The 21609-nt window shown below is 49.9% G+C and carries 20 protein-coding genes; 8 read left to right on the top strand and 12 right to left on the bottom strand.

Annotated elements, in window-relative coordinates; all coding sequences use genetic code 11:
- Nucleotides 1–114: 114 nt before the first annotated feature.
- The 4 genes from rho to DXA36_RS19030 all read right to left on the bottom strand — a co-directional run bounded on the left by rho (nucleotide 115) and on the right by DXA36_RS19030 (nucleotide 5230).
- Entirely contained in the window at nucleotides 115–1968 is a 1854-nt protein-coding gene (gene rho / locus DXA36_RS19050) for a transcription termination factor Rho (protein WP_330425065.1), read from the bottom strand.
- Nucleotides 1969–2424: 456 nt separating this feature from the next.
- The gene (locus DXA36_RS19045; RefSeq protein ID WP_118681065.1) at nucleotides 2425–2889 is read right to left on the bottom strand and encodes a prepilin-type N-terminal cleavage/methylation domain-containing protein; all 465 of its coding nucleotides are present in this window, start codon (nucleotides 2887–2889) and stop codon (nucleotides 2425–2427) included.
- Between the two features lie 266 nt (nucleotides 2890–3155).
- Complete coding sequence (locus DXA36_RS19035) at nucleotides 3156–4259, bottom strand: endonuclease/exonuclease/phosphatase family protein (RefSeq protein WP_118681063.1); 1104 nt, start codon at nucleotides 4257–4259, stop codon at nucleotides 3156–3158.
- 332 nt (nucleotides 4260–4591) lie between these two features.
- Nucleotides 4592–5230, bottom strand: a complete 639-nt coding sequence (locus tag DXA36_RS19030) for a DNA glycosylase AlkZ-like family protein (protein WP_118681062.1) — start codon at nucleotides 5228–5230, stop codon at nucleotides 4592–4594.
- A gap of 410 nt (nucleotides 5231–5640) precedes the next feature.
- Here DXA36_RS19030 and DXA36_RS19025 point away from each other — a divergent pair, with 410 nt between their 5' ends.
- From DXA36_RS19025 to DXA36_RS19015, 3 genes are read left to right on the top strand one after another with little or no spacing between them, the layout of a single operon-like run.
- Nucleotides 5641–6795, top strand: a complete 1155-nt coding sequence (locus tag DXA36_RS19025; RefSeq protein WP_118681061.1) for an NAD(P)-dependent malic enzyme — start codon at nucleotides 5641–5643, stop codon at nucleotides 6793–6795.
- 4 nt (nucleotides 6796–6799) lie between these two features.
- Nucleotides 6800–7840, top strand: coding sequence for a TIGR01212 family radical SAM protein (locus DXA36_RS19020; protein WP_118681060.1), 1041 nt, complete (start codon nucleotides 6800–6802; stop codon nucleotides 7838–7840).
- Nucleotides 7749–8264: a DUF4364 family protein gene (locus tag DXA36_RS19015; RefSeq protein ID WP_118681059.1), complete on the top strand. Its 516-nt coding sequence runs from the start codon at nucleotides 7749–7751 to the stop codon at nucleotides 8262–8264. Before DXA36_RS19020 ends, DXA36_RS19015 begins: the two co-directional genes overlap by 92 nt.
- A gap of 139 nt (nucleotides 8265–8403) precedes the next feature.
- Here the strand turns inward: DXA36_RS19015 and DXA36_RS19010 are convergent, their stop codons facing one another.
- Together DXA36_RS19010 and DXA36_RS19005 are read right to left on the bottom strand one after the other, a co-directional pair.
- Nucleotides 8404–9087, bottom strand: coding sequence for a D-lyxose/D-mannose family sugar isomerase (locus DXA36_RS19010; RefSeq protein WP_118681058.1), 684 nt, complete (start codon nucleotides 9085–9087; stop codon nucleotides 8404–8406).
- Between the two features lie 164 nt (nucleotides 9088–9251).
- Entirely contained in the window at nucleotides 9252–10598 is a 1347-nt protein-coding gene (locus DXA36_RS19005) for a replication-associated recombination protein A (RefSeq protein WP_118681104.1), read from the bottom strand.
- 207 nt (nucleotides 10599–10805) lie between these two features.
- On the opposite strand from DXA36_RS19005, the gene DXA36_RS19000 reads away from it, so the two are divergent.
- Entirely contained in the window at nucleotides 10806–11027 is a 222-nt protein-coding gene (locus DXA36_RS19000; RefSeq protein WP_118681057.1) for a hypothetical protein, read from the top strand.
- A 60-nt stretch (nucleotides 11028–11087) separates the two neighbouring features.
- On the opposite strand, the gene DXA36_RS18995 is transcribed toward DXA36_RS19000, so the two are convergent.
- The 4 genes from DXA36_RS18995 to DXA36_RS18980 form a co-directional block, all read right to left on the bottom strand.
- Nucleotides 11088–11795, bottom strand: a complete 708-nt coding sequence (locus DXA36_RS18995; RefSeq protein ID WP_118681056.1) for a polysaccharide deacetylase family protein — start codon at nucleotides 11793–11795, stop codon at nucleotides 11088–11090.
- 69 nt (nucleotides 11796–11864) lie between these two features.
- Nucleotides 11865–12806: a 2-hydroxyacid dehydrogenase gene (locus tag DXA36_RS18990; protein WP_118681103.1), complete on the bottom strand. Its 942-nt coding sequence runs from the start codon at nucleotides 12804–12806 to the stop codon at nucleotides 11865–11867.
- Nucleotides 12787–14313 (bottom strand): ASKHA domain-containing protein, encoded by a 1527-nt coding sequence (locus tag DXA36_RS18985; protein ID WP_118681055.1) that lies wholly within the window; start codon nucleotides 14311–14313, stop codon nucleotides 12787–12789. Before DXA36_RS18985 ends, DXA36_RS18990 begins: the two co-directional genes overlap by 20 nt.
- Nucleotides 14306–14479: a DUF4250 domain-containing protein gene (locus DXA36_RS18980; RefSeq protein WP_118681054.1), complete on the bottom strand. Its 174-nt coding sequence runs from the start codon at nucleotides 14477–14479 to the stop codon at nucleotides 14306–14308. Before DXA36_RS18980 ends, DXA36_RS18985 begins: the two co-directional genes overlap by 8 nt.
- A 417-nt stretch (nucleotides 14480–14896) precedes the next feature.
- On the opposite strand from DXA36_RS18980, the gene DXA36_RS18975 reads away from it, so the two are divergent.
- Both DXA36_RS18975 and DXA36_RS33045 read left to right on the top strand, forming a co-directional pair.
- Nucleotides 14897–16036 carry a sodium ion-translocating decarboxylase subunit beta gene (locus tag DXA36_RS18975; RefSeq protein ID WP_118681053.1) on the top strand — a complete coding sequence of 380 codons (1140 nt, stop codon included), beginning with the start codon at nucleotides 14897–14899 and terminating at the stop codon, nucleotides 16034–16036.
- A gap of 53 nt (nucleotides 16037–16089) precedes the next feature.
- On the top strand, nucleotides 16090–16239 hold the full coding sequence (locus DXA36_RS33045; RefSeq protein ID WP_182479160.1) for a hypothetical protein: 150 nt from the start codon (nucleotides 16090–16092) through the stop codon (nucleotides 16237–16239).
- 70 nt (nucleotides 16240–16309) lie between these two features.
- Here the strand turns inward: DXA36_RS33045 and clpB are convergent, their stop codons facing one another.
- Entirely contained in the window at nucleotides 16310–18910 is a 2601-nt protein-coding gene (gene clpB / locus DXA36_RS18970; protein ID WP_118681052.1) for an ATP-dependent chaperone ClpB, read from the bottom strand.
- Nucleotides 18911–19159: 249 nt separating this feature from the next.
- Between clpB and DXA36_RS18965 the strand changes: the two genes are divergently transcribed.
- Both DXA36_RS18965 and DXA36_RS18960 read left to right on the top strand, forming a co-directional pair.
- Complete coding sequence (locus DXA36_RS18965; RefSeq protein ID WP_118681051.1) at nucleotides 19160–20527, top strand: MATE family efflux transporter; 1368 nt, start codon at nucleotides 19160–19162, stop codon at nucleotides 20525–20527.
- Entirely contained in the window at nucleotides 20511–21044 is a 534-nt protein-coding gene (locus tag DXA36_RS18960) for a phosphatase PAP2 family protein (protein WP_118681050.1), read from the top strand. Before DXA36_RS18965 ends, DXA36_RS18960 begins: the two co-directional genes overlap by 17 nt.
- A gap of 203 nt (nucleotides 21045–21247) precedes the next feature.
- On the opposite strand, the gene DXA36_RS18955 is transcribed toward DXA36_RS18960, so the two are convergent.
- Entirely contained in the window at nucleotides 21248–21562 is a 315-nt protein-coding gene (locus DXA36_RS18955; RefSeq protein ID WP_118681049.1) for a hypothetical protein, read from the bottom strand.
- Nucleotides 21563–21609: the final 47 nt, after the last annotated feature.

Raw genomic sequence — 21609 nt, 5'->3', positions numbered from 1 at the left:
GCTGCCGGTTACAGTTATATCTATAAACAGCTTTTTAATTGTAGCATAGCTTTTCCTTCAATGCAAGTGGTAAATCCGCTTATTTATCAAGATTTTACGGTTTATAACAGGGAATCAGATAAATTTCATTTTTTTGACAAGATTCACGAAATCGACGTTATTTTTTGTCCGTGCGAACATATCCAGTATCTTATCCACCGCGTCCTCCGGCCTCAGGCTGTTAAGCGCTTTACGCAGAATACCGATAGCCTCCAGCTCCTCCGGCGTAAGAAGAAGATCTTCCCTTCTGGTGCCCGATTTGGGAATATCGATGGCAGGGAACACTCTTCTTTCGGAAAGCTTCCTGTCCAGCACGATTTCCATATTTCCGGTTCCTTTGAATTCTTCGTAAATAACATCGTCCATCTTGCTTCCGGTATCCACAAGAGCCGTGGCAAGTATGGTAAGGCTGCCGCCTTCCCGCATATTTCTTGCCGCACCGAAAAAGCGCTTAGGCATATGCAGCGCCGCCGGATCCAGACCGCCGGACAACGTTCTTCCGCTGGGCGGGATTACCAGGTTATAAGCTCTTGTCAGACGGGTGATGCTGTCAAGCAGGATGATGACGTCCTTCTTGTGCTCTACCAGTCGCTTTGCCCTTTCAATAACCATTTCGGATACTCTCTTATGATGCTCTGGCAATTCGTCAAAGGTGGAATATATAACCTCAACATTAGGCCCTTCTATGGCTTCCCTGAAATCGGTCACTTCTTCCGGCCGTTCGTCAATCAGAAGGATAATCAGATGCATGTCCGGATTATTTACTTTAACGGACTGCGCCACCTGCTTTAACAGAGTCGTCTTTCCTGCCTTGGGGGGAGATACAATCATACCTCTCTGTCCCTTGCCGACAGGGCTCATGAGATCCATAATGCGCATTGCCACGGAAGAACGGGACATTTCAAGACGCACCCTTTCTTCCGGGAAAATAGGGGTCATGTCCTCGAAATTTTGTCTCCTGGCCGCCACATCAGGGGCATAGCCGTTAATGGATTTCACATACAGAAGAGCGCTGAATTTCTCATTCTGTGTCTTTATCCGGGTATTTCCTACTACAATATCTCCTGTTTTCAGTCCAAATCTGCGGATCTGGCTGGGTGCCACATAAACATCGTTTTCACCCGGAAGATAATTGGCGCAGCGGATAAATCCGTATCCGTCGGGCATAACCTCCAGGATTCCGTTCGCGGCGATCCCGCTGTCCAGATCCGAAGGAAACTTTTCATCCTCCGTTATGGACGGAACCGGGATTTCTGCCTGGCTGTTATCCGTTCTTTCCGCCGCTGTATTCCGGTTTTCCGTCCTGGCAGCATTCGCGGGACGCTCTGTAAAGGAAGGCCGCTCCCCGCCCTGGACTGCCGGTGTATTCTGTCTGCCGTCACTATTGATGATAATGCTTCTCTGGTTCCCGCCAGGCCTGTTATCCCCGTTTTTACGGTTTCCGTTGTCCCTGCGTACCGGCTTCCGATCCATATTATTGCGGTTCTGGGGAACAGACTGCGTCGCGGTCTGGGAAACCGATGATGCGGAACCCTGGGACTCCGCCCTGGGGGCTGTCCGGGGTGCTGCTGCAGGCTGAGACGGCACGGGTGATTTTTCCACAGCCGGCTGTTCCTGTGCTTTCGCATTCTCAGCAGGTTCCGCTTTCTTTCCCTCCGCAGCCTTTGTGTCCGCAGTCTTTACGTCCGCGGCCTTTCCTCTGGTGCTTTTTTTCGATTCATTGGCGGTCTTGGGCTTTACCGCCGTTTCTTCCTTTGTCTCTGCACCGGGCGCAGCCGCCTGGTCCTTTCCTTCCTTTTCATCCAGAGCTACCATAGCTTCTATAATATCCGCTTTTTTCATTCCGGATGTTCCTTTAATTCCGCGCGTTTTGGCAATCTCCTTCAAATCTGCCAAAGCCAGAGACTGATACTTTTCTCTCATACCCATACCTTTCCTCCGTACCAAACGTACATAAAGTTACTAAAATACATACAATAATGCAAACAACAAATCTGCTACAATACCGCCCATATAAACAGGTAGGCTTCCTGCCGCTATCTTCTGTCTGTTATTCATTTCTTGTTATCAGGGAAAAATTAAATGACACCAGGCTGTTCCGCCGTTGTTCCGGCACGAAAGCCAGCTCTCCATGTCTGTCTACTGGCTCCGCCATCCAACAGGATACGTAACGCCAACAAGATATGTATTGGATACGATACTACAAAATTGTTATCTTTATGTGACCACATTATACAACACTATAGAAAAAATAGGAAGCCTTTTTTTTAAAAAGCTTCCTTCTTCAAACATTTTTACGTTGTGATATAACATAAAACAAGAGTTCTCTATTCTTATCCCCTTTTTCTTATTACCAAAAATGATTGTCTGGTGCAAAGCCGCTGTTTACTCCGATAAAATCCCCCACTCCACCTGTTCTTTACCCATATCATACTTATAATTATACAGAGTTTTTTTATCATACTGATAATTGAAGGTGATAACCGGATGAAGTCTGTCAGTACAGGATATGAGAATAGCTGTTATTTTATCAAACATTTCCGGTTCCATGTAACGCTCAAGCACCGTCTTATAATTGGTATCCACCTCTTCCTGCCCCCAGCCAAGACGCTGTGAATAAACGATCTGGCCCTGTTTTATTTCATAATTCGCATAAAGTTCTATGTATGCGCTCGTGAGGGCGGTTGCGGCAGAACGTAAATCAAGTTCCGCCTGCCTGCTTTTGGCCCTGTTTATGTACTTAAATAAGCTGGGAAGTACAATAGCTACCAAAATGCCCACAATTACAAGGACAACAATCATCTCAACCAGGGTAACCCCTTCCTTCCCTTTTCTTTTATCCTTTCTCATCGCTCAGACCCCTCCCCGTTTTTGTCGTGTTCCCGACACCGGCAATTTGGTTTCCCCATATCTGCCATGCAGCCGGAACAAAACCTGTTCACCTCCTATATCGTCAACATCCGGGAAAAAGTTAACTCCCCTTTCCTTTCCATGGATCCCTATATTCTTCTTACCTATGCCGCAGCAAAAAAACTCAGGTATTTCCGGGCCGTACCAGCCCGAAAACACCTGAGTTTCTATCTTGCCTGCCGCCGGCAGACAGTATTCCTGATTTATTATTTTAATGAAAATACCATACGTACCGGATCATGGTCCGAATAAAGATAACCGGTATGGATATTCTCGTATTCCTTCATCTCTATATTGTCCGAGATGAGAAATCCGTCCAGCGTCACCGTATAGGTAACTCCTTCTTCATAAGGGATATCCGCATTTCGCGCGCTGTCGGGCAGTGCGGAACGTTCTTCCTCCCCCAGCAGGTCAATGCTGAAAGCAAACCCTTCCGGCAGACTGGATCTGGGGAAAGGATACGCCCAGGACTCCCGTTCCTCCGAAGCATCCTCCGGCGCTTTCAGATCATGGTTAAAATCCCCGCCGCAGATGACATAATTCCCCTTATCATATTCCGCCTGCATATCCGCGCACAGCTTTCCTATCTGCGCTTCCCGGATCGCATCGCTGTTGCCATAAGCCGACATGTGCTGGGAAAAAATAACCAGCTCTTTTCCGTTATCCACCGGTATACGGCTGATGGAATAACACCGGTCCAAATCCAGGAACTTGCTGAAGGAGGTGGAAATGGGAAAGCTTTTCCGCAGGGCCGAGGAAACAGGGTACCTGGAATAAAAGGCGATTCCCGCCAGGCTCTTCCCATGAGGTTCCCAGGGCGGAACCATCAGAAATGCAGAGTCATAATTGACAGCGAAATCGGAATAGTAACTGCCAAAATAGGTATCCAGCAGCTCATACTGGTTTACATGATAGCTTCTGGTGGCATCCAAATCCACCTCCTGGAAAATCATAAAATCCGGATTGTATCCGGCAGCCAGGCTTCCTGCGCCGGAAATGGTCTCCAACACGCTCTCCCTGCTTTCTGCCACGGAGGATTTCCCTCCATCCATAAAAAAGCTGTATTCGGGTGTATAAGCACCGAAACCAATATTATAAGTCATGATTTCATAGTCCGTCCCGGGGGATACGGCAGTTCCCCCTTCGCCGGATTCCGCCGGCCGGCGGATCTCCAGTTCCAAATCATCAGGCAGCCTGTGATAACTGAGCATCACATACAACACATAACCAATGACCGCCAGGAGCAGGACAGCAGCAAGCCCCAGCAGAACACGAAGCCATATCCGTTTCTTTTTCTTCCCTTTCGCCATATTCGTCCCTCCCGTAACATGTCTTTTATGCTAATCATACTCTATTATGAAAAAAAACACAATCATGCATGTCCAGCCCGCAGTTCTGACGAGTAAAAACGGTAACCATGGCTTTTATATGTGATATAACTTTGGTACCTCGGATCCTTGCCCTGCTTTAGCAGGGGCAGGAGAACCGGAAAAATGGCGGATATCCTGAACCAGCCCGCACGTCAGATAACGCTCTGCCAGCGGGCGGAAGGCCATTTTGCTCCTGCGAAGTCTGCGTAATTTACTTATCGTCTGAGCTGACCATTCCTCATGCTTAACCATCAAAGGGGCTTTGGAATCGATTATCTCTTTTCAATAATTTCTTTAGCCTCATGGAATGCGGCTAACTCCTGTATTGCGAGTTTGATTCTCTTGTGATTTTCAAAAGCGGAATCAACTATGTTTTTTTCTTTTATTATGAAACGTTTTGTCTGCCATTCCATTTTGCAGTCCAAATAACCGACAAAACTATTTCCCACAAGTATTGAGAGAGGCCATTTCATCCCCTTTTTCTTGATATATTCAAATTTAAAAGAATAATCAAAAAATGTTTTAAGCCATGTTTGGTCTCTGAAAAGCATATCCATCGGAGAGATAAGGCGCACTTCTTCGCTGTTTTGCATCTGACTTCTGTTACATTCATCAAGGGAATTTATCTTTGAAGAATGGATATAAAACACCTTTTTTGCCGTTTTAAATTGAAAGGGTAATATTGTTTTTTTCTGCTCTAATTGAGAAAAAACAGGCATAACTTCGGCTGTCGGAATCCCTGTTACATGCGATATATGCAGCGGATAAGTTACCCCAAAAGAAGATATCAGTTTTTCTATGATATAGGCTCTGGCGTTATCTTTGCTGATCCCTTGGTTTGGCCATTCTTTTATGCCTATATTTTCTTTTAAGATATAAAGGGGTTCCTTTAGTTCAAAAGCAGCCTCCATGTCCTGCCGTTGTCAGTGGTTTCTGTTAAAGCTTTGAACTTATCCTCTGAAATTCCATTAAACTGGTTACTTGTTCCCGTCCCCCGCAGGGTATGCATGGCCGCCAGGTAATCCTTCAGGCTTATCCGGGCTGCTGCTTACCTGTCTCTTATCAACACGCTTCAGCAAGTTTCGCTATTGCGCATCGATTCCAAATATTATATGATATTTTTGTAGCTGTCCGGAAGGCCGGCAGTCTGCAGCCACAGCCAAATCCCATAATACAGGCGGAACGGACAGACGTTCGTGGCATTTGACACCACGGCAGCCGCCAGGGCCAAGAGAACCTCCGGCTACAAGAGAACTTCCGGTTCTCTGCAAGCGTGGTTCTGCCCGCTGCCTGCGGGAATAAAGAAAGCGGAGGAATACGTATGACTACGAATGAAAAAGCACTGCAATTACATAAAGAGTGGAACGGTAAAATAGAAACCGTTTCCAAGACACCGGTAAAATCAAGAGAAGATCTTTCCCTGGCCTACACTCCGGGCGTAGCGGAGCCTTGCAAGGTTATTGCACAGGATAAGGAAGCGGCTTACACCTATACCATGAAAGCCAATACCATCGCGGTGGTATCCGACGGTTCCGCCGTACTCGGTCTGGGAAATATCGGCCCCCATGCCGCCATGCCCGTCATGGAGGGAAAAGCGGTTCTTTTTAAGGAATTCGGGGGTGTCAATGCCGTTCCCATCTGCCTGGATACCCAGGACACGGAGGAAATCATCAAAGCGGTTACCTGGATGGCCCCGGGCTTCGGCGGCATCAATCTGGAGGATATCAGCGCTCCCCGCTGTTTTGAAATCGAAGAACGTCTGAAGGAGACTCTGGATATTCCTGTATTCCATGATGACCAGCATGGCACCGCTATCGTTGTCCTCGCGGGCGTTATCAATGCCCTGAAGGTCACGGGTAAGAAGAAAGAGGACTGCCGCGTGGTTGTGAACGGGGCAGGAAGCGCCGGCATAGCCATCACCCGGCTGCTCCTTACCTATGGTTTTCCGCATATCACCATGTGTGACAAATCCGGTATTCTTTCCCGCAGCAGCGCAGATTTGAACTGGATGCAGGAAAAAATGATGGATCTTACCAATCGGGAAGGAAAAACCGGTTCCCTGGCGGATGCCATGAAAGGGGCCGACATTTTCGTAGGGGTATCCGCTCCCGGTATCGTATCTGCGGACATGGTTTCTTCCATGAATAAGGATGCCATCCTGTTTGCCATGGCGAATCCGGTGCCGGAAATCATGCCCGACATTGCCAAAGCCGCCGGCGCAAGGGTGGTCGGCACCGGACGCAGCGATTTCCCCAATCAGGTGAACAACGTGGTGGCTTTTCCCGGTATTTTTAGAGGGGCACTGGAAGGCCGTGCCACACAGATTACGGAAGAAATGAAGCTGGCGGCCGCTTTAGCTATCGCTTCCCTTGTTCCGGAGGATGAATTAAACGAAGACAACATCATGCCTGAAGCCTTCAACCCCAGGGTTTCGGAAGTGGTGGCACAGGCGGTCAAGTCCCATATTGTCCGCTGACTCCATGGATTACCGCGGAAAACCCTACTATTCCCTGGATGCCTGGTGCAAAAACACTTATGGGGAAAAGCTGTATAAAATTGCGCTGGATGCCGGCTTAACCTGCCCGAACCGGGATGGCACACTGGACAGCCGGGGATGCATCTTCTGCAGTGCAGGCGGCAGCGGGGAATTCGCCGCAGGGAACAGGCCCGGATCCGGTAAGCCGGCAGCGCCCCTGTCCATCCGGGAGCAGCTGGAAGCCGGCAAAAAGCTCCTGGAGGGAAAAAGAACAGGCAGCCGTTATATCGCTTATTTTCAGGCGTATACGAATACCTACGGCCCACCGGAATATCTGGCTTCTATTTTCCGCCAGGCTCTCGCAGAACCGGATATCGCCGGTATCTCCATCGCCACCCGTCCCGACTGCCTGGGCGCCGGGGTTATGCAGCTGCTCCTTTCCCTGAAGCAGGATTTTCCCGGAAAATTTATCTGGGTGGAGCTGGGCCTCCAGACCATACACGAGGAAACAGCCCTGTTTATCCGCAGAGGATATTCCCTTTCCTGTTTCACCCGGGCTATGGAAAGCCTTCATAAGGCGGGTATTCCAGTGATCGTCCATGTTATTCTGGGCCTTCCCGGAGAAACGGAGGAAATGGTTCTTGACACCATCCGTTTTCTGAACCGCTGCGGGATATTCGGTATTAAGCTGCAGCTGCTGCACATACTGGAGCATACCGATCTAGCGGCACTTTACCGGGAAGGAAAAGTGTCCGTGCTTTCCCTGGATGCCTATCTGTCTCTGCTGCTAAAATGCATTGCCGCCCTTTCGCCCGACATCGTCATTCACAGGCTTACCGGCGACGGACCGAAACGTATCTTAATCGCTCCGTCCTGGAGCGGCAACAAACGTAACGTATTGAATACGCTTCATCAACGCATGAAGCTTTCCTCTATCAGACAAGGACAATGCTATGAATCAGGAACCTTTGACTCTCTACAAATTGATTGTGCTGTATATGTTGGACAGGGTCACCTTCCCCCTGACCACAGCCCAGATCAGTGAATTTATCCTGGACAAGGAATATACCAATTTCCTGACCCTGCAGACAGCCATTTCCGAATTGACGGAAACCGGTCTGGCAGAATCCCGGACCATTTTAAACCGGACCCAGCTGCAGATTACGGAGGAAGGACGAAGTACCCTCCATTTTTTTGAAAACCGAATCAGTGATGCCATTAAATGTGACATCATCGATTATTTCAAAAACCATAAACTGGAGCTGCGTAACGAATCTTCCATTCAGAGCAATTTTTACAAGCTGGTAAACGGGGAATTTGAAGCGCAGCTGGTAGCCAAGGATAAGGATGTGGATCTGGTAAATATCCGGATTTCCGTCCCTACCCAGGAGCTGGCGGCATCCATCTGCGACAACTGGCAGAAAAAAAACAAAGAGATATACCAGTACCTTACGGAACAGCTCTTTTAATCCGCGTATATGCCGGCCGGGCGCATACGCTTACCTTAAAAAAACAGCCCCGCCCCCGAAAGGCTTTCCTTCCGGGGCGCAGGGCTGTTTCCATCCGCAGCTGTCATACGCGTTCTCAACTGCTTTCCTTCTTCTTTTCTCAGTCTTTAGCTACAGGATATTCATTGCACAGAAGCCTGTAAGGCGGTTCATCCTCTTCGATTTCAGGGAAACGGCCGATGGGTTCATAAAAACGGTTATCCGTATTATCATCGTTGCACATGGAAACCTCTCCCAGCAGTACCGGGCCTGTACCGGGTTCCAGTTCAAAATCATGATACATATAAGGATAAATAGTGATGGATTCGCCGGGTCTTAACTTCACCTGGGTTCCTGCAGGAACGGTAAACTCCCGTCCATCACAGTTAACCGTAACATCCGTGTCGGCGAACTGCTCGTCCTCTGTGGAATTATACACACGGATCAGTACGTTTCCGCCGCCTCTGTTGATGATATCTTCCATCTTATTCCAGTGGAAATGCATGGGGGCCATCTGTCCCTCTTTTATGTAGAGAAGCTTTTCCGCATAGGTTTTGGTATATTTGGGATTCTTCAGGTTCCCGTTCCGCAGCGTAATCAGGGAGAAGCCCACCTCGTCAAATTTTCCCAGGCCGTAATCCGTGATGTCCCAGCCCAGCATGTTATCCCTGATTTCATCATACTCATGATTCTTATCCTGCCAGTCCTCCGGTGTAAAACCGCAGAAGGGCGGCAGCTCAAAGCGATGCTCTTTAATCATAGCTTCCATGTCTTTTAATGCCGCATTGATTTCTGATCGTTTCATTTATTTATGTACCCCCGTTTCCTGTATTTGCCCGGGATTATTCTCCCGGTGCCACACGGCGTATTTACGCCGGGCGGAATTAGTATCAGTGGTATTATACCCTGTCCCGCGTCTCGATACAAGTATACTTTTTTTACTTTTTCTATATAAATGATTAGAAATTTTTATTTTTCTTCCTCTTCCGTCCCGGCGGCCTCCTGCCGGATCCGCTTCATATGCTCCCGGATTTTTACCTCATAGCCGTTTCCGGAAGGCTTATAGAATTCCCTTCCGCTCAGTTCATAGGGCAGATACTGCTGCCTTACATAATTGTTCGGATAGTTATGGGCATATTTATAATCCAGTCCGTGTCCCAATTTTGCCGCTCCTTTATAATGGGCATCCTGCAAATGGGAAGGCACCGGCAGGTTTCCTGTATCCCGGACGCACCGCATAGCCTCATCGATAGCGCAGACGGCAGCATTACTCTTAGGTGCGCAGGCCACATAGGTCACTGCGTTAGCCAGAATAATCTGGGCCTCCGGCATCCCCACCCGCTCCACGGCAAGGGAAGCCGTAACCGCCACCTGCAGTGCCTGGGGATCCGCATTTCCCACATCCTCCGAAGCACATATCATAATCCTGCGCGCAATAAAAGTAACACTCTCCCCCGCATACAGCATTTTCGCCAGATAATAAACGGCGGCATCCGGGTCGGATCCCCTCATGCTTTTAATAAAAGCAGATATCGTATCGTAGTGGTTATCCCCCGTCTTATCATACTTCACCACACGCTTCTGGATACATTCCCCGGCAACCTCCAGAGTGATATGTATTTTTCCGTCCGCCCCCCGCGGGGTTGTCATAATCCCAAGCTCTACCGCATTCAAAGCATGTCTGGCGTCACCCCCTGCCATATCCGCAAGAAAATCCATGGCGTCCTCTTCCATCACCGCCTCATAAGCGCCCATCCCCTTCTGCCTGTCATACACGGCACGATGGATAAGCTCCTTCACATCCTCCCTGGACAAAGGCTTCAGTTCAAATATTATGGAACGGGAAATCAAAGCGCCGTTCACCTCAAAATAAGGATTCTCCGTAGTTGCGCCGATAAGAACGACAGTGCCGTCCTCCACAAAAGGCAGAAGATAATCCTGCTGGCTTTTGTTAAAGCGGTGGATCTCATCAATAAAGAGGATCGTTTTCTTCCCATACATCCCCAGGGTATCCTTGGCCTTCGCCACCACTTCCTCCATATCCTTTTTCCCGGAAACTGTGGCATTTATCTGGGTAAACTCCGCACTTGTGGAATTGGCGATCACCTTGGCAAGTGTCGTCTTTCCGGTTCCCGGCGGTCCGTAAAAAATGATCGAGCTGATTTTATCCGCCTGTATCGCCCGGTAAAGCAGCTTGTCCTTGCCGATAATATGCTGCTGCCCCACCACCTCATCAAGCGTTGCGGGACGAAGCCTGGCTGCCAGCGGGGCTTCCTTCTCCATACTGTTTTCTCTCATATAATCAAATAAATCCATCATTCCTTCTCCTGCAGCCGCCTTTTTTGCAGCGGTTTTTTTTATTATATCGGACCCTGCTGTACAAGTCAAACCTTCTGCAGGGAAGATATCGGTTCCTGCCTGTCGGAACCGTTCCCGGAGAAAACCTCGGGCAGGCACATCTGCAGCACCGTATATTTTACGTCCACATCCATATACTAAAGGGTAAAAAGGAGGAGAAACAGAATGAAAGATGAAGATTACAATATTCCTGCGGATCAGGATTATACCAGCGCCGTTTCCGCCTATGACTGTACCGGCCTGATTCCCGCCGGCACCGTTCACGAAAAGACCCTGGAAGCTTACAAGGAGCTGTATCCGTTCGGCGCCCCGGATATGAGTGAGGAGGAAATCGCCCGGATGAGGGAAAAAAACAAGAAGGATTCCTCCGAATCAGAGAAACAATAGCCTTTGGCAGAAAGACACAAAAGCCCGGAAAGCATATGCCTTTCGGGCTTTACAGCGGCTTCAGTCAAATAATATCTCATCCACCGTCACGAATTCGTACCCTTCCGCCTTCAGGATATCCACAATCTGCAGAGCTGCCGTCACCGTGGAATCATAGGAATCGTGCATGAGGATGATGCTGTTTTCCTTCGTATGGGATAACACGTTTCTGACCACCTTATCCACATTCGTGGAACACCAGTCCAGCGGATCCACATCCCACAGTACGGGAAACATATTCAGTTCTTTTTCATATTTTTTATCCCAGGAACCATAGGGAGGGCGGATAAAAGAAGTTTCCTTTCCCGTCACTTCCTGGATGATGTCGTTGGTGGAGATAATTTCCTTTTTAAATTCGTCGGAATTGGCGGCGGTCAGCTGTACATGATGGAAGGTATGGTTTCCGATCAGATGTCCTTCCTCGCTTGCCCTTTTCACAATATCCGGATAGCTTTCCACATTCTGCCCGGTGACAAAAAAAGTTACCTGTACATCTCTTTTTTTCAGGCCGTCCAGAAGCTGGGGCGTACACACCGGATGAGGGCCGTCGTCAAAGGTAAGGGCAATTTTCCCCTTATAAGGTTCCTCATCCTCATAACCGGAATCCGCCACCGTCCGTGACCAGGCCTCCTGCCTTTTTGCGTTTTCATTCTCCCGGGCCAGGAACGTAAGTGCCACTGCAAAAAGAAGCATAGTCAGAACCGCTATCCATTTTTTTCCCTTCAGCATGACGCTGCCTCTTTGATTCTGTTCTCTTAGCTACTATATGCAGCTTTCCGGGAAATTATCAATCCACTTTTACATGACGTTCTGCGGCCTTCCATCCAGATACCCCGCAATATTGTCAAACACAATAACCGCCCGCTTATACAGTGCCTCCCTGGTGGCAAAGGCCACATGGGGCGTGGCAAGCAGATTGGGCGCCTGTAACAGCGGATGCTCCCGGCTGATGGGAGGCTCCTTTTCAAATACATCCACAGCAGCACCGGCAAGCCGGCCTTCTTCCAGCGCATCCGCCAGTGCCCGGCTGTCCACTACCGGCCCTCTTGCGGTGTTTATCAATATCGCTTCCGGCTTCATAAGGCGGAGCTGTTCCTCCCCTATCAGGCCTCTTGTCTGTTCCGTAAGAGGGACATGGAGGGATACCACATCACATTCCCGCAGCAAGGTTTCCATATCCGTCATGCGAACGCCTTCCGCTTCTTTCGGGCTGCGGTTATAGCCATATACCTGGCAGCCGAAAGCGCGGGCCAGCTGCGCGGTACGCGTCCCGATAGCACCCATACCGATTACACCGAATTTCTTTCCCTCCAGTTCCAGCCCGACAAGCCCGGTTTTATCTTTTTCTTCCCGAACAGCCTGGTTACAGGCAACGATATTACGGTACAGGCTCAATACCATGCCAAAAACCAGTTCCGGTACCGCCGTATTGGAGTAGCCTGCACAATTGCTCACCAGGATCCCTCTTTCCCGGCAGTAATCCATCGCCACATGATCCACACCGGTAAAAGCAACGGAAATCATTTTCAGCTTATGACAGTTTTCCAGAACCTCTTTTTGAAAGGGCAGATTGGAAAAAGCGAGAATATCCGCGTCTTTTGCCCGCTCCACCAGAGCCTGGGTATCCGTGACACGTGTGTCATAATAAACAATTTCCACCTTTTCCCCCAGCTTTTTCCCGGCAAGACCAAGAAGTTTCTCTTTTTCCACACCAAGCGGCTCAATAATCACTAATTTCATCATTTTTTGTCTCCTTTTTAAAATGAATACGGCTCAGATACCGGGCCTCAAAGCCCGGCTGCTCCGCCAGATTCAGTACCTCAGCCCTTCGGCACAGGGCTTGCGTTATCTCCCGCAGGGAGGGATCCCCTCCATACAGGCAGGCTCCGAGAAGGGAGGTATTGCCAACCGCCGTCACTTTTCCGGCAAGGCCGGCCGGAAAAAGCCCTATCCTTGCGGCTTTTTCCACATCCAGGTAATACCCGAAGCCACCGGCAAGACAGACCTGAACCACATCGTCCTCCTGCGCTCCCAAAGCCTCCATCAGAAGCTCCACACCGGCACATACGGCTGCTTTTGCCATCTGCAGCGCCCGGATATCCTGCTGGGTTATCCGGATACGCCCTTTCTGCCAGCCATGTTCAAAATACGCGTCCTCCAGAAGGCCTGTTTCATCGATAATACCCTGATCCAGCATTTCTGCCAGCAGGGCAAGCATATCCGTTCCCGGCACATTGGCCGCCGCCCCTCCTTCAAAAGCCGGCCCCGCTGCCGCGGCAGTACATAGCAGACGGCCTTTCCCGGCAATTGCCATTTCCCCGTTGGTACCCAAATCGATAAACAGCCGGCAGCCCTCCTCTGTCCCTTTTCCCAACCCGCAGGCAAGCAGACCTGCGGCAATATCCGCTCCTACAAACGCCGATATACCGGGAAGCAGACCTATACGCAGCTGCGTTCCTCCCGTAAGCAGCTTCAGCTCCATTTCCTCCAGGCTGACCGGTGTGAACGGGTATCTCCCCAGAGCGGCGGTATCCAGCCCCATCAGCAGATGCTCCATCGCCGTATTCCCCGCCAGCCATATGCAGGCGGGCGCTCTTCCCCTTTCCCGGACAAGACGGCCGATGCCTTCCGCGATCCCTTCTCTTACCGACTCCGTAAGCGCGCCGGCCTGCCCCTGTGCTGCCGCCTGGATCCGGGAGAGCACATCGCTTCCCCATTCCCTCTGGGGGTTCATACAGCTGTATTCGCCCCGGATCAAAAGTTCCCCTCCCTGCTGCCATTCCTTTACGGAAGGCAGCTCCACCGCCTGCATGGCGATGGTAGTGGTTCCCAAATCAACTGCGATAAGATAGGGGGCGGGCCTGTCCGTAACCGGACATTCCTCCTGCAGCCCCCGGCCATTAATATTCCCCGTGGCTCCTTTGTGGGCGGTTACCGCTTCCACCGGCCTGCTTTCCACAAATTCCACCTGCAGGCAGCAATCCTGACGCACCCGGTGCATACATGCCAGCCGGAGCCCGCCGCGAAGCTCCTCCGGCGTAAAAGCTATCCGGTCTGCAGGTGCCGGAAGGGGCGCGCCTTTTTGGCCAAACCGAATCCTGCACCGTCCGCAGGTCCCTTTTCCGCTGCAGCATACCAGAGGATATCCGTTCCTTTTAAGCAGCTGCAGAAAAACAGCCCCTTCCGGGGCATCCAGTACCTTGTCCTCTTTTCCTTCCTGCCTTACCGTTATTTTCTTCTCAGACAAACTGATTCTTCTCCTCGCTGTATATATAGTCTATGCCTTTCAGCTTTTCCTCAAGCATGACCCTGTCCGCCCCGCAGTCGTCGCAGAACGCATCCAGGCTTGGATAAAAATCCCTCAGCTTCATATTTACATAACTCAGCAGCATTACCGGATCTTCAGGTATCATGAAACAGCCTCCTGTCATTTATCGCCCCTGGCGATGGATTCTTCTTTACCATTTGATCCCTATTATAGAGAATGGTTACCTTTCTGGCAACTGCCCTCTGCTAGTTTTTTGCTAATTTTCCTCTCTAATTGAGAAATACTCTTGACAGGCCTTCTTTAGAAATGCTATTCTGAGTCTAAGTTAAAGGGGAGTAGTATCCATGTACAATCAACATACCCTGATCTGTCTGCCGCTTGCAGAATGCAGCATTTCTTTCAGCCTTCTGCCCGGATAACGTGATCATGGTTGTACACTTTCTCTATGGGAAAGAACGAGACTTTTGGCGTCAAGCCGGAAGTCTCTTTTTTATTACACAAACTTCGTACATGCCGGTTTCCCCCCTTTTTTTACCAACAAATTCAGAAAGGATGAAAAAGTATGGAATTCATTTATGAAGGATTACTGTCCATCACCCCCCAGCAGGCCATCATGTATGTGGTAGGCCTCCTGCTCATTTATCTTGCAATCAAAAAAGAGTATGAACCTGCGCTGCTCCTTCCCATGGGCTTCGGCGCCATTCTCGTCAATCTTCCTCTGTCAGGTGTCATCAATCAGACAATGACGGGTATCGGGGAAGTAAACGGTATCATTGAATGGCTGTTTGAAGTGGGAATTGAAGCCTCCGAGGCGCTGCCTATCCTGTTGTTCATCGGTATCGGCGCCATGATCGATTTCGGGCCGCTTCTCTCCCAGCCCATTATGTTCCTCTTCGGAGCGGCCGCACAGTTCGGTATTTTCTTTGCCATCTGCGCCGCGGCACTGATGGGCTTTGACTTAAAGGACGCGGCTTCCATCGGTATTATCGGTGCCGCCGACGGCCCTACCTCCATTCTGGTATCCCAGGTGCTGGGTTCCCGCTATGTAGGCCCGATTGCGGTGGCCGCTTATTCCTACATGGCGCTTGTGCCTATTGTACAGCCTTTCGCCATCCGCCTGGTTACCACGAAAAAGGAACGTCTGATCCGTATGCCCGCCAAGTCTTCCAGGCCGGTAACCAAGACAACCCGTATCCTGTTCCCCATTATCGTTACCTTCCTTGTAGGCCTGATTTCTCCCGCATCCGTTTCCCTGGTGGGATTTCTGATGTTCGGCAACCTGCTCCGGGAATGCGGCGTACTGGGCAACCTTTCCGATACGGCACAGACCTCCCTTGCCAACCTCATCACACTGCTGCTGGGCATCACCATTTCCTTCAGCATGCGCGCAGATGCTTTTGTACGGTTTGACACCCTGCTCATCATGATTATCGGCCTTCTGGCTTTCGTGTTTGATACCATCGGAGGGGTTGTCTTTGCCAAGGTACTGAATCTGTTCCGCAAGGAAAAAATCAATCCCATGATCGGGGCTGCCGGCATTTCGGCCTTCCCCATGTCGGCGCGTGTGGTTCAGAAAATGGCTATGAAGGAGGATCCGGGCAATATCCTCATCATGCAGGCGACAGGAGTAAACGTATCCGGACAGATTGCTTCCGTTATTGCGGGAGGTCTGGTTATCAGCCTTGTTTCCGCCTATCTGTAAGATTCTTGTTCTTTTATTTATAGAAACCGATTTTCCGGGAAAGGAGAATTTATATGTGGGATAATTTTTTAATCACCCTTTCTATTATGGGGAAAGGTATGGTGGGAATTTTCACCGTAATCATCATTATCAGCCTGGTTGTGGCACTGATGGGCCGCTTTGGGTCCGGGAAAAAACCGGATGAGAAAAATACCGGGAAATAAGAATACGCTGAAAGCGCCGGGACGATTGTTTGCTGCTTGCGGACCGTCCCGGCGCTTTCTATTTTTACTCTTATGCCATAGCAGGAACTTCCTTCCTGTGGGCTTCCAGCCTGCCGTCTTTCACATCAATGAGTATCGTATCCCCTTCTCCTACAGCATCCTGCAGGATCAGCTTTGCGGAAAGAGTCTCCACATGCTTCTGGATATATCTCTTTAACGGCCTTGCTCCATAGGCCGGATCATAGGCATTTTCCACCACAAATTCTTCCGCGGCGGGTGTGAGTTCAATCGTCAGCTCCCTGTCGGAAAGACGCCGGTTCAGATCGCCTATAATCAGCTTGATAATGCCGGCAATGTTGTCCTTGTCAAGCGGCTTGAAGAGGATGATTTCATCGAGACGGTTCAGGAACTCCGGTCTGAAATGGCCCCGCAGATCCGTCATTACCAGCCTTTCTGTATCCTCTGAAATCCGTCCGTCCTGGCTGATTCCTTCCAGCAGGTAATTGGCGCCGATATTGGAGGTCATAATCAATATGGTGTTTTTAAAGTCTACCGTGCGCCCCTGGGAGTCCGTAATACGCCCGTCATCCAGCACCTGCAGAAGCACATTGAATACATCCGGATGTGCCTTTTCGATCTCATCAAACAGAACCACGGAATAGGGTTTTCTCCTTACGGCCTCGGTCAGCTGTCCCCCTTCCTCATAGCCTACATAACCCGGAGGCGCCCCGATCAGCCTGGACACGGAATATTTCTCCATGTATTCGCTCATATCTATACGGACCATGTTGTTCTCATCATCAAATAAGGATGCGGCCAGTGCTTTGGCCAGCTCCGTCTTACCTACGCCGGTAGGCCCCAGGAACAGGAAGGAACCAATGGGCTTGGTGGGATCCTTGATCCCGGCTTTGGAACGGATGATGGCTTCCGTCACTTTGGTAACGCCCTCATCCTGTCCGACCACCCTTTTATGGAGTTCTTCATCCAGATGCAGGGTTTTGTTCCTTTCACTTTCCGTCAGCTTGGAAATCGGGATTCCGGTCCATCTGGACACAATCTTTGCGATTTCATCCTCGCTCACACTCTCATGGACAAGGGAAAGATCCTCGCTCCTGACCTTTTCTTCTTCAACCTCCAGCTGCTTGCGCAGTTCAGGCAGCTGTCCGTAGCTTAACTGGGCGGCCTTTTCCAGATCGCCTTCCCGCTGGGCGATTTCTATCTGGCTGTGCACGGCATCAATCTGCTCCCTGAGCCTGGAAAGCTTATCCACACTGGCTTTTTCGTTGTCCCACTGTGCCTTGCGGTTCTGGAATTCTTCCTTCAGTTCCGCCAGCTCCCTCTGCAGATCGGCCAGACGCTCCTGGCTTAACCGGTCCTCTTCCTTCTTCAGGGCGGCTTCTTCTATTTCCATCTGCATGATTTTACGCTGCAGTTCATCCAGCTCGGTAGGCATGGAATCCAGTTCCGTTTTAATCAGGGCGCAGGCTTCATCCACCAGATCAATGGCCTTATCCGGCAGGAACCGGTCGGATATATAGCGGTTGGACAAAACGGCGGCGCTCACCAGCGCGTTGTCCATGATTTTCACGCCGTGGTATACTTCATAACGCTCCTTCAGCCCCCGGAGGATAGAAATGGTATCCTCCACCGTAGGCTCCTCCACCATGACCGGCTGGAACCGTCTTTCCAGGGCGGCATCCTTCTCAATATACTGCCTGTATTCGTCCAGTGTGGTGGCGCCGATACAGTGCAGCTCACCTCTTGCCAGCATAGGCTTGAGCATATTGCCCGCATCCATGCTGCCCTCGGTCTTGCCTGCGCCGACAATGGTATGCAGTTCGTCAATGAACAGGATAATCTGTCCTTCACTGTTCTTCACATCCTCCAGCACCGCCTTCAGACGTTCCTCAAATTCTCCCCGGTATTTGGCGCCGGCAACCAGCGCCCCCATATCCAGGGCAAATATTTTCTTATCCTTCAGCCCCTGGGGAACATCCCCCCGCACAATCCTCTGTGCCAGGCCTTCCACAACCGCCGTCTTGCCGACACCGGGTTCCCCGATAAGCACCGGATTATTTTTCGTCTTTCTGGAGAGGATACGGATGACATTACGGATCTCCGCGTCTCTGCCAATCACCGGATCCAGCTTCTGGTTTCTGGCCTTCTCCACCAGATCCTCGCCGTATTTTTCCAGCGTATCGTAGGTGGCCTCCGGGTTATCACTGGTCACCCTCTGATTGCCTCTCACTGTGGAAAGCGCCTGGAGAAAACGTTCTCTGGTAATGCCGTATTCCGTCCAGATGGCTTTGATTTCCTTATTGGGATGCTTAATCATGCTCAGGAACAGATGCTCCACCGAAACATATTCGTCTCCCATCTGTCTGGCTTCATCCTCTGCGGATGTCAGAACCTGATTCAGCTCTCTTCCCACATAGACCTGGCCGCCCTGTACTTTCACACGCTTGCTCACCGCATTCTCCGCCCGGTTCACAAAGTGTTCCTTCTGGATTCCCATTTTCTCAATCAGCTTCAGTATCAGGCTGTCTTCTATGGTAAGCAGGCTGTAGAGCAGATGTTCTTCTTCAATTTCCTGGTTGCCGTATTCATACGCCAGCTTCTGGCAGCGCTCTACGGCCTCCATGGATTTTTGTGTAAATTTGGAAATATTCATACACATGCCCTCCTGTTGTTTCTGTTGTTTCTGTTGTTTTATTTGTTCTATTACCACTATAACAATATCATATCGTATTGTCAACTTTTTTTTCCGTTATTTTTTAACTCCCAAATCCTCCGGCAGAAAGACTTGTGCTTCCGTCAAAACGGAGGTACAATTTATAAAGAAGGGTTTCCATATTCCGGAAATCCGGAAAAATTTATAAATTTTTCTCAGCACACATAAAAAAAGGATACTCCACATATCATGAAGACAAAATCATATGAAATTGACATGTGTAACGGCCCACTCACCGGAAAGCTTTTAAAATTTGCGGTGCCGCTCATGCTTTCCGGAATCCTGCAGCTTCTTTTCAATGCCGCCGATATCGTAGTGGTCGGACGGTTCGCAGGCCATCAGGCGCTTGCGGCGGTGGGAAGCACCGGTTCCCTAATCAATCTGCTGGTAAATGTTTTTATCGGCCTTTCCATCGGCACCAACGTCCTGGTCGCCAATTATATGGGAGCACGCCAGGAAAAAGCGGTGAGTGAAACGGTTCACACCTCTATTTTATTAAGCCTTTTGTGCGGGACCTTTCTGATTTTCTTCGGAATCGTACTGGCGAAGCCGCTGCTGACCCTGATGGGGACTCCTGACGATGTATTAAGCCAGGCCACTCTTTATATGCGTATTTTTTTTGTCGGCATGCCTGCCACCATGCTGTACAATTTCGGCGCGGCTGTCCTGCGGGCGACCGGGGATACCCAGAGGCCCTTGTATTTCCTTTTTGCCGCCGGCATTATCAATGTGGTCCTGAATCTGGTCTTTGTCATCTGCTTTGATATGGGGGTGGCAGGTGTAGCCACAGCAACCGTCATATCCCAATGTGTTTCCGCCTTGCTTGTATTGCGCTGCCTGCTCCATGAAACCGGCTGTTTTAAGCTGTATTTAAACCGGCTGCATATCCATAAGGATAAGCTGATCCAAATGATCCGCATCGGGCTGCCTGCAGGGATGCAGGGCGCAATATTTTCCATATCCAACGTTTTAATCCAGTCCTCCATCAACTCCTTTGGTTCCGTTGCCATGGCGGGAAGCACCGCTTCCAGCAATCTGGAGGGTTTTGTATATACCTCCATGAACGCCTTTTACCAGGCATGTTTAAGCTTTACCAGCCAGAATCTGGGAGCGGATAAAAAGGAACGGATCAACAAAATCCTGATTACCTGCGAAGCGCTTGTCTTTACCGTCGGGCTGGTCCTGGGGAATCTGGCCTTTTTTTTCGGCGATAAGCTGCTGCAGATCTATTCTTCCGATCCTGAAGTTATCCGGTACGGCCTGATGCGTATGCAGGTCATCTGCACGGTTTATTTTCTCTGCGGCCTGATGGACGTACTGGTGGGAAGCATGAGAGGCCTGAATTATTCCATTATCCCCATGATCGTCTCCCTTGCCGGAGCCTGCGGGCTGCGTATACTGTGGATATTTACCGTATTCCAATGGCACCGCAGCCTTTTTGTCCTCTACCTGTCTTATCCGGTCACCTGGCTGGTTACGGCAGTCGCCCATTTGATATGCTTCCTCATTATAAGGAAAAAACTAGACGAAAGGAAACACTATGAGCTGGGAAATTGAATTTTTAAACGCCATACAGCACCTGTTCCGTAATGAATTCCTGGATATTGTCATGCCCTTTATCTCTGCTTTGGGAAATGCCGGCATATTCTGGATTCTGCTCACCGTTGTCCTTCTTATTATACCCAAAACAAGAAAAACAGGCATTGCTTCGGCAATTGCCCTGCTCATTATGGTGGTGACGGGAAATATGATTTTAAAGCCGCTGATAGCGAGGCTGAGGCCCTTTACCGTTAATACGGCCATTGAACTTCTCATTGCCGCTCCCACGGATTTTTCCTTTCCGTCCGGCCATACCTATGCATCCTTTGCATCCGCAACGGCAATTTTGAAAAACAACAGACGGCTGGGGATCCCTGCCATGATTCTGGCGGCGCTCATTGCTTTTTCCCGCCTTTACCTCTATGTCCACTATCCTACGGATGTGCTCTGCGGGATCCTGTTCGGTGTCCTGGCCGGGCTGGCCGGAAATTTCCTTGCAGGGAAGCTTGCCTCCAGGCTCCGCCTTTTGTCCTGAAACAGGATGGAAAGTCTCGTAGCTGTTCCGATCTTTGCTCTTATCCTCCTACAATGCGCAAACAATGTCTGACTCGCTGCGCGGGCCATCCGTTGTTCAAAAAAAAGCAGGTTTCCCATCGGAAAACCTGCTTTCTCTTTACGTTATTCTATTTCTGTTTGTGTTCTGCAATACTGCAGAATATTTAAAAGCAGACGACTGAATTATTCAGCTGCTTCGGTGGAAGCTGTCTCAGTTGCTTCGGTAGAAGCGGTTTCTGTAGCTTCGGTGGAACCTGTCTCAGTCTCGGTAGCTGCTTCTGTTGTAGGCTCTACGGATTCGGTAGCTGCTTCGGTAGAAGCTTCTACGGAAGATTCTGCTTCGCTGGACTCTGCTACGCTGGATTCTACAGTAGCTTCAACGGAAGATTCTACTGCGCTGGATTCAACCGGTGCTGCTGCATCGCTGGAACCACATGCTACCATAAGTGCGGATGTCATAACTGCTGCTGTTAAAACTGCTACTAATTTTTTCTTCATAATTAATTCTCCTCCTAATCGAAACATACAGCCTTACATGCGGCTGC

Source organism: Eisenbergiella sp. OF01-20 (assembly GCF_003478085.1).
In the GTDB taxonomy this organism is placed as follows: Bacteria; Bacillota; Clostridia; order Lachnospirales; family Lachnospiraceae; genus Eisenbergiella.
This window is presented reverse-complemented; position numbering and strand designations above follow the sequence as displayed.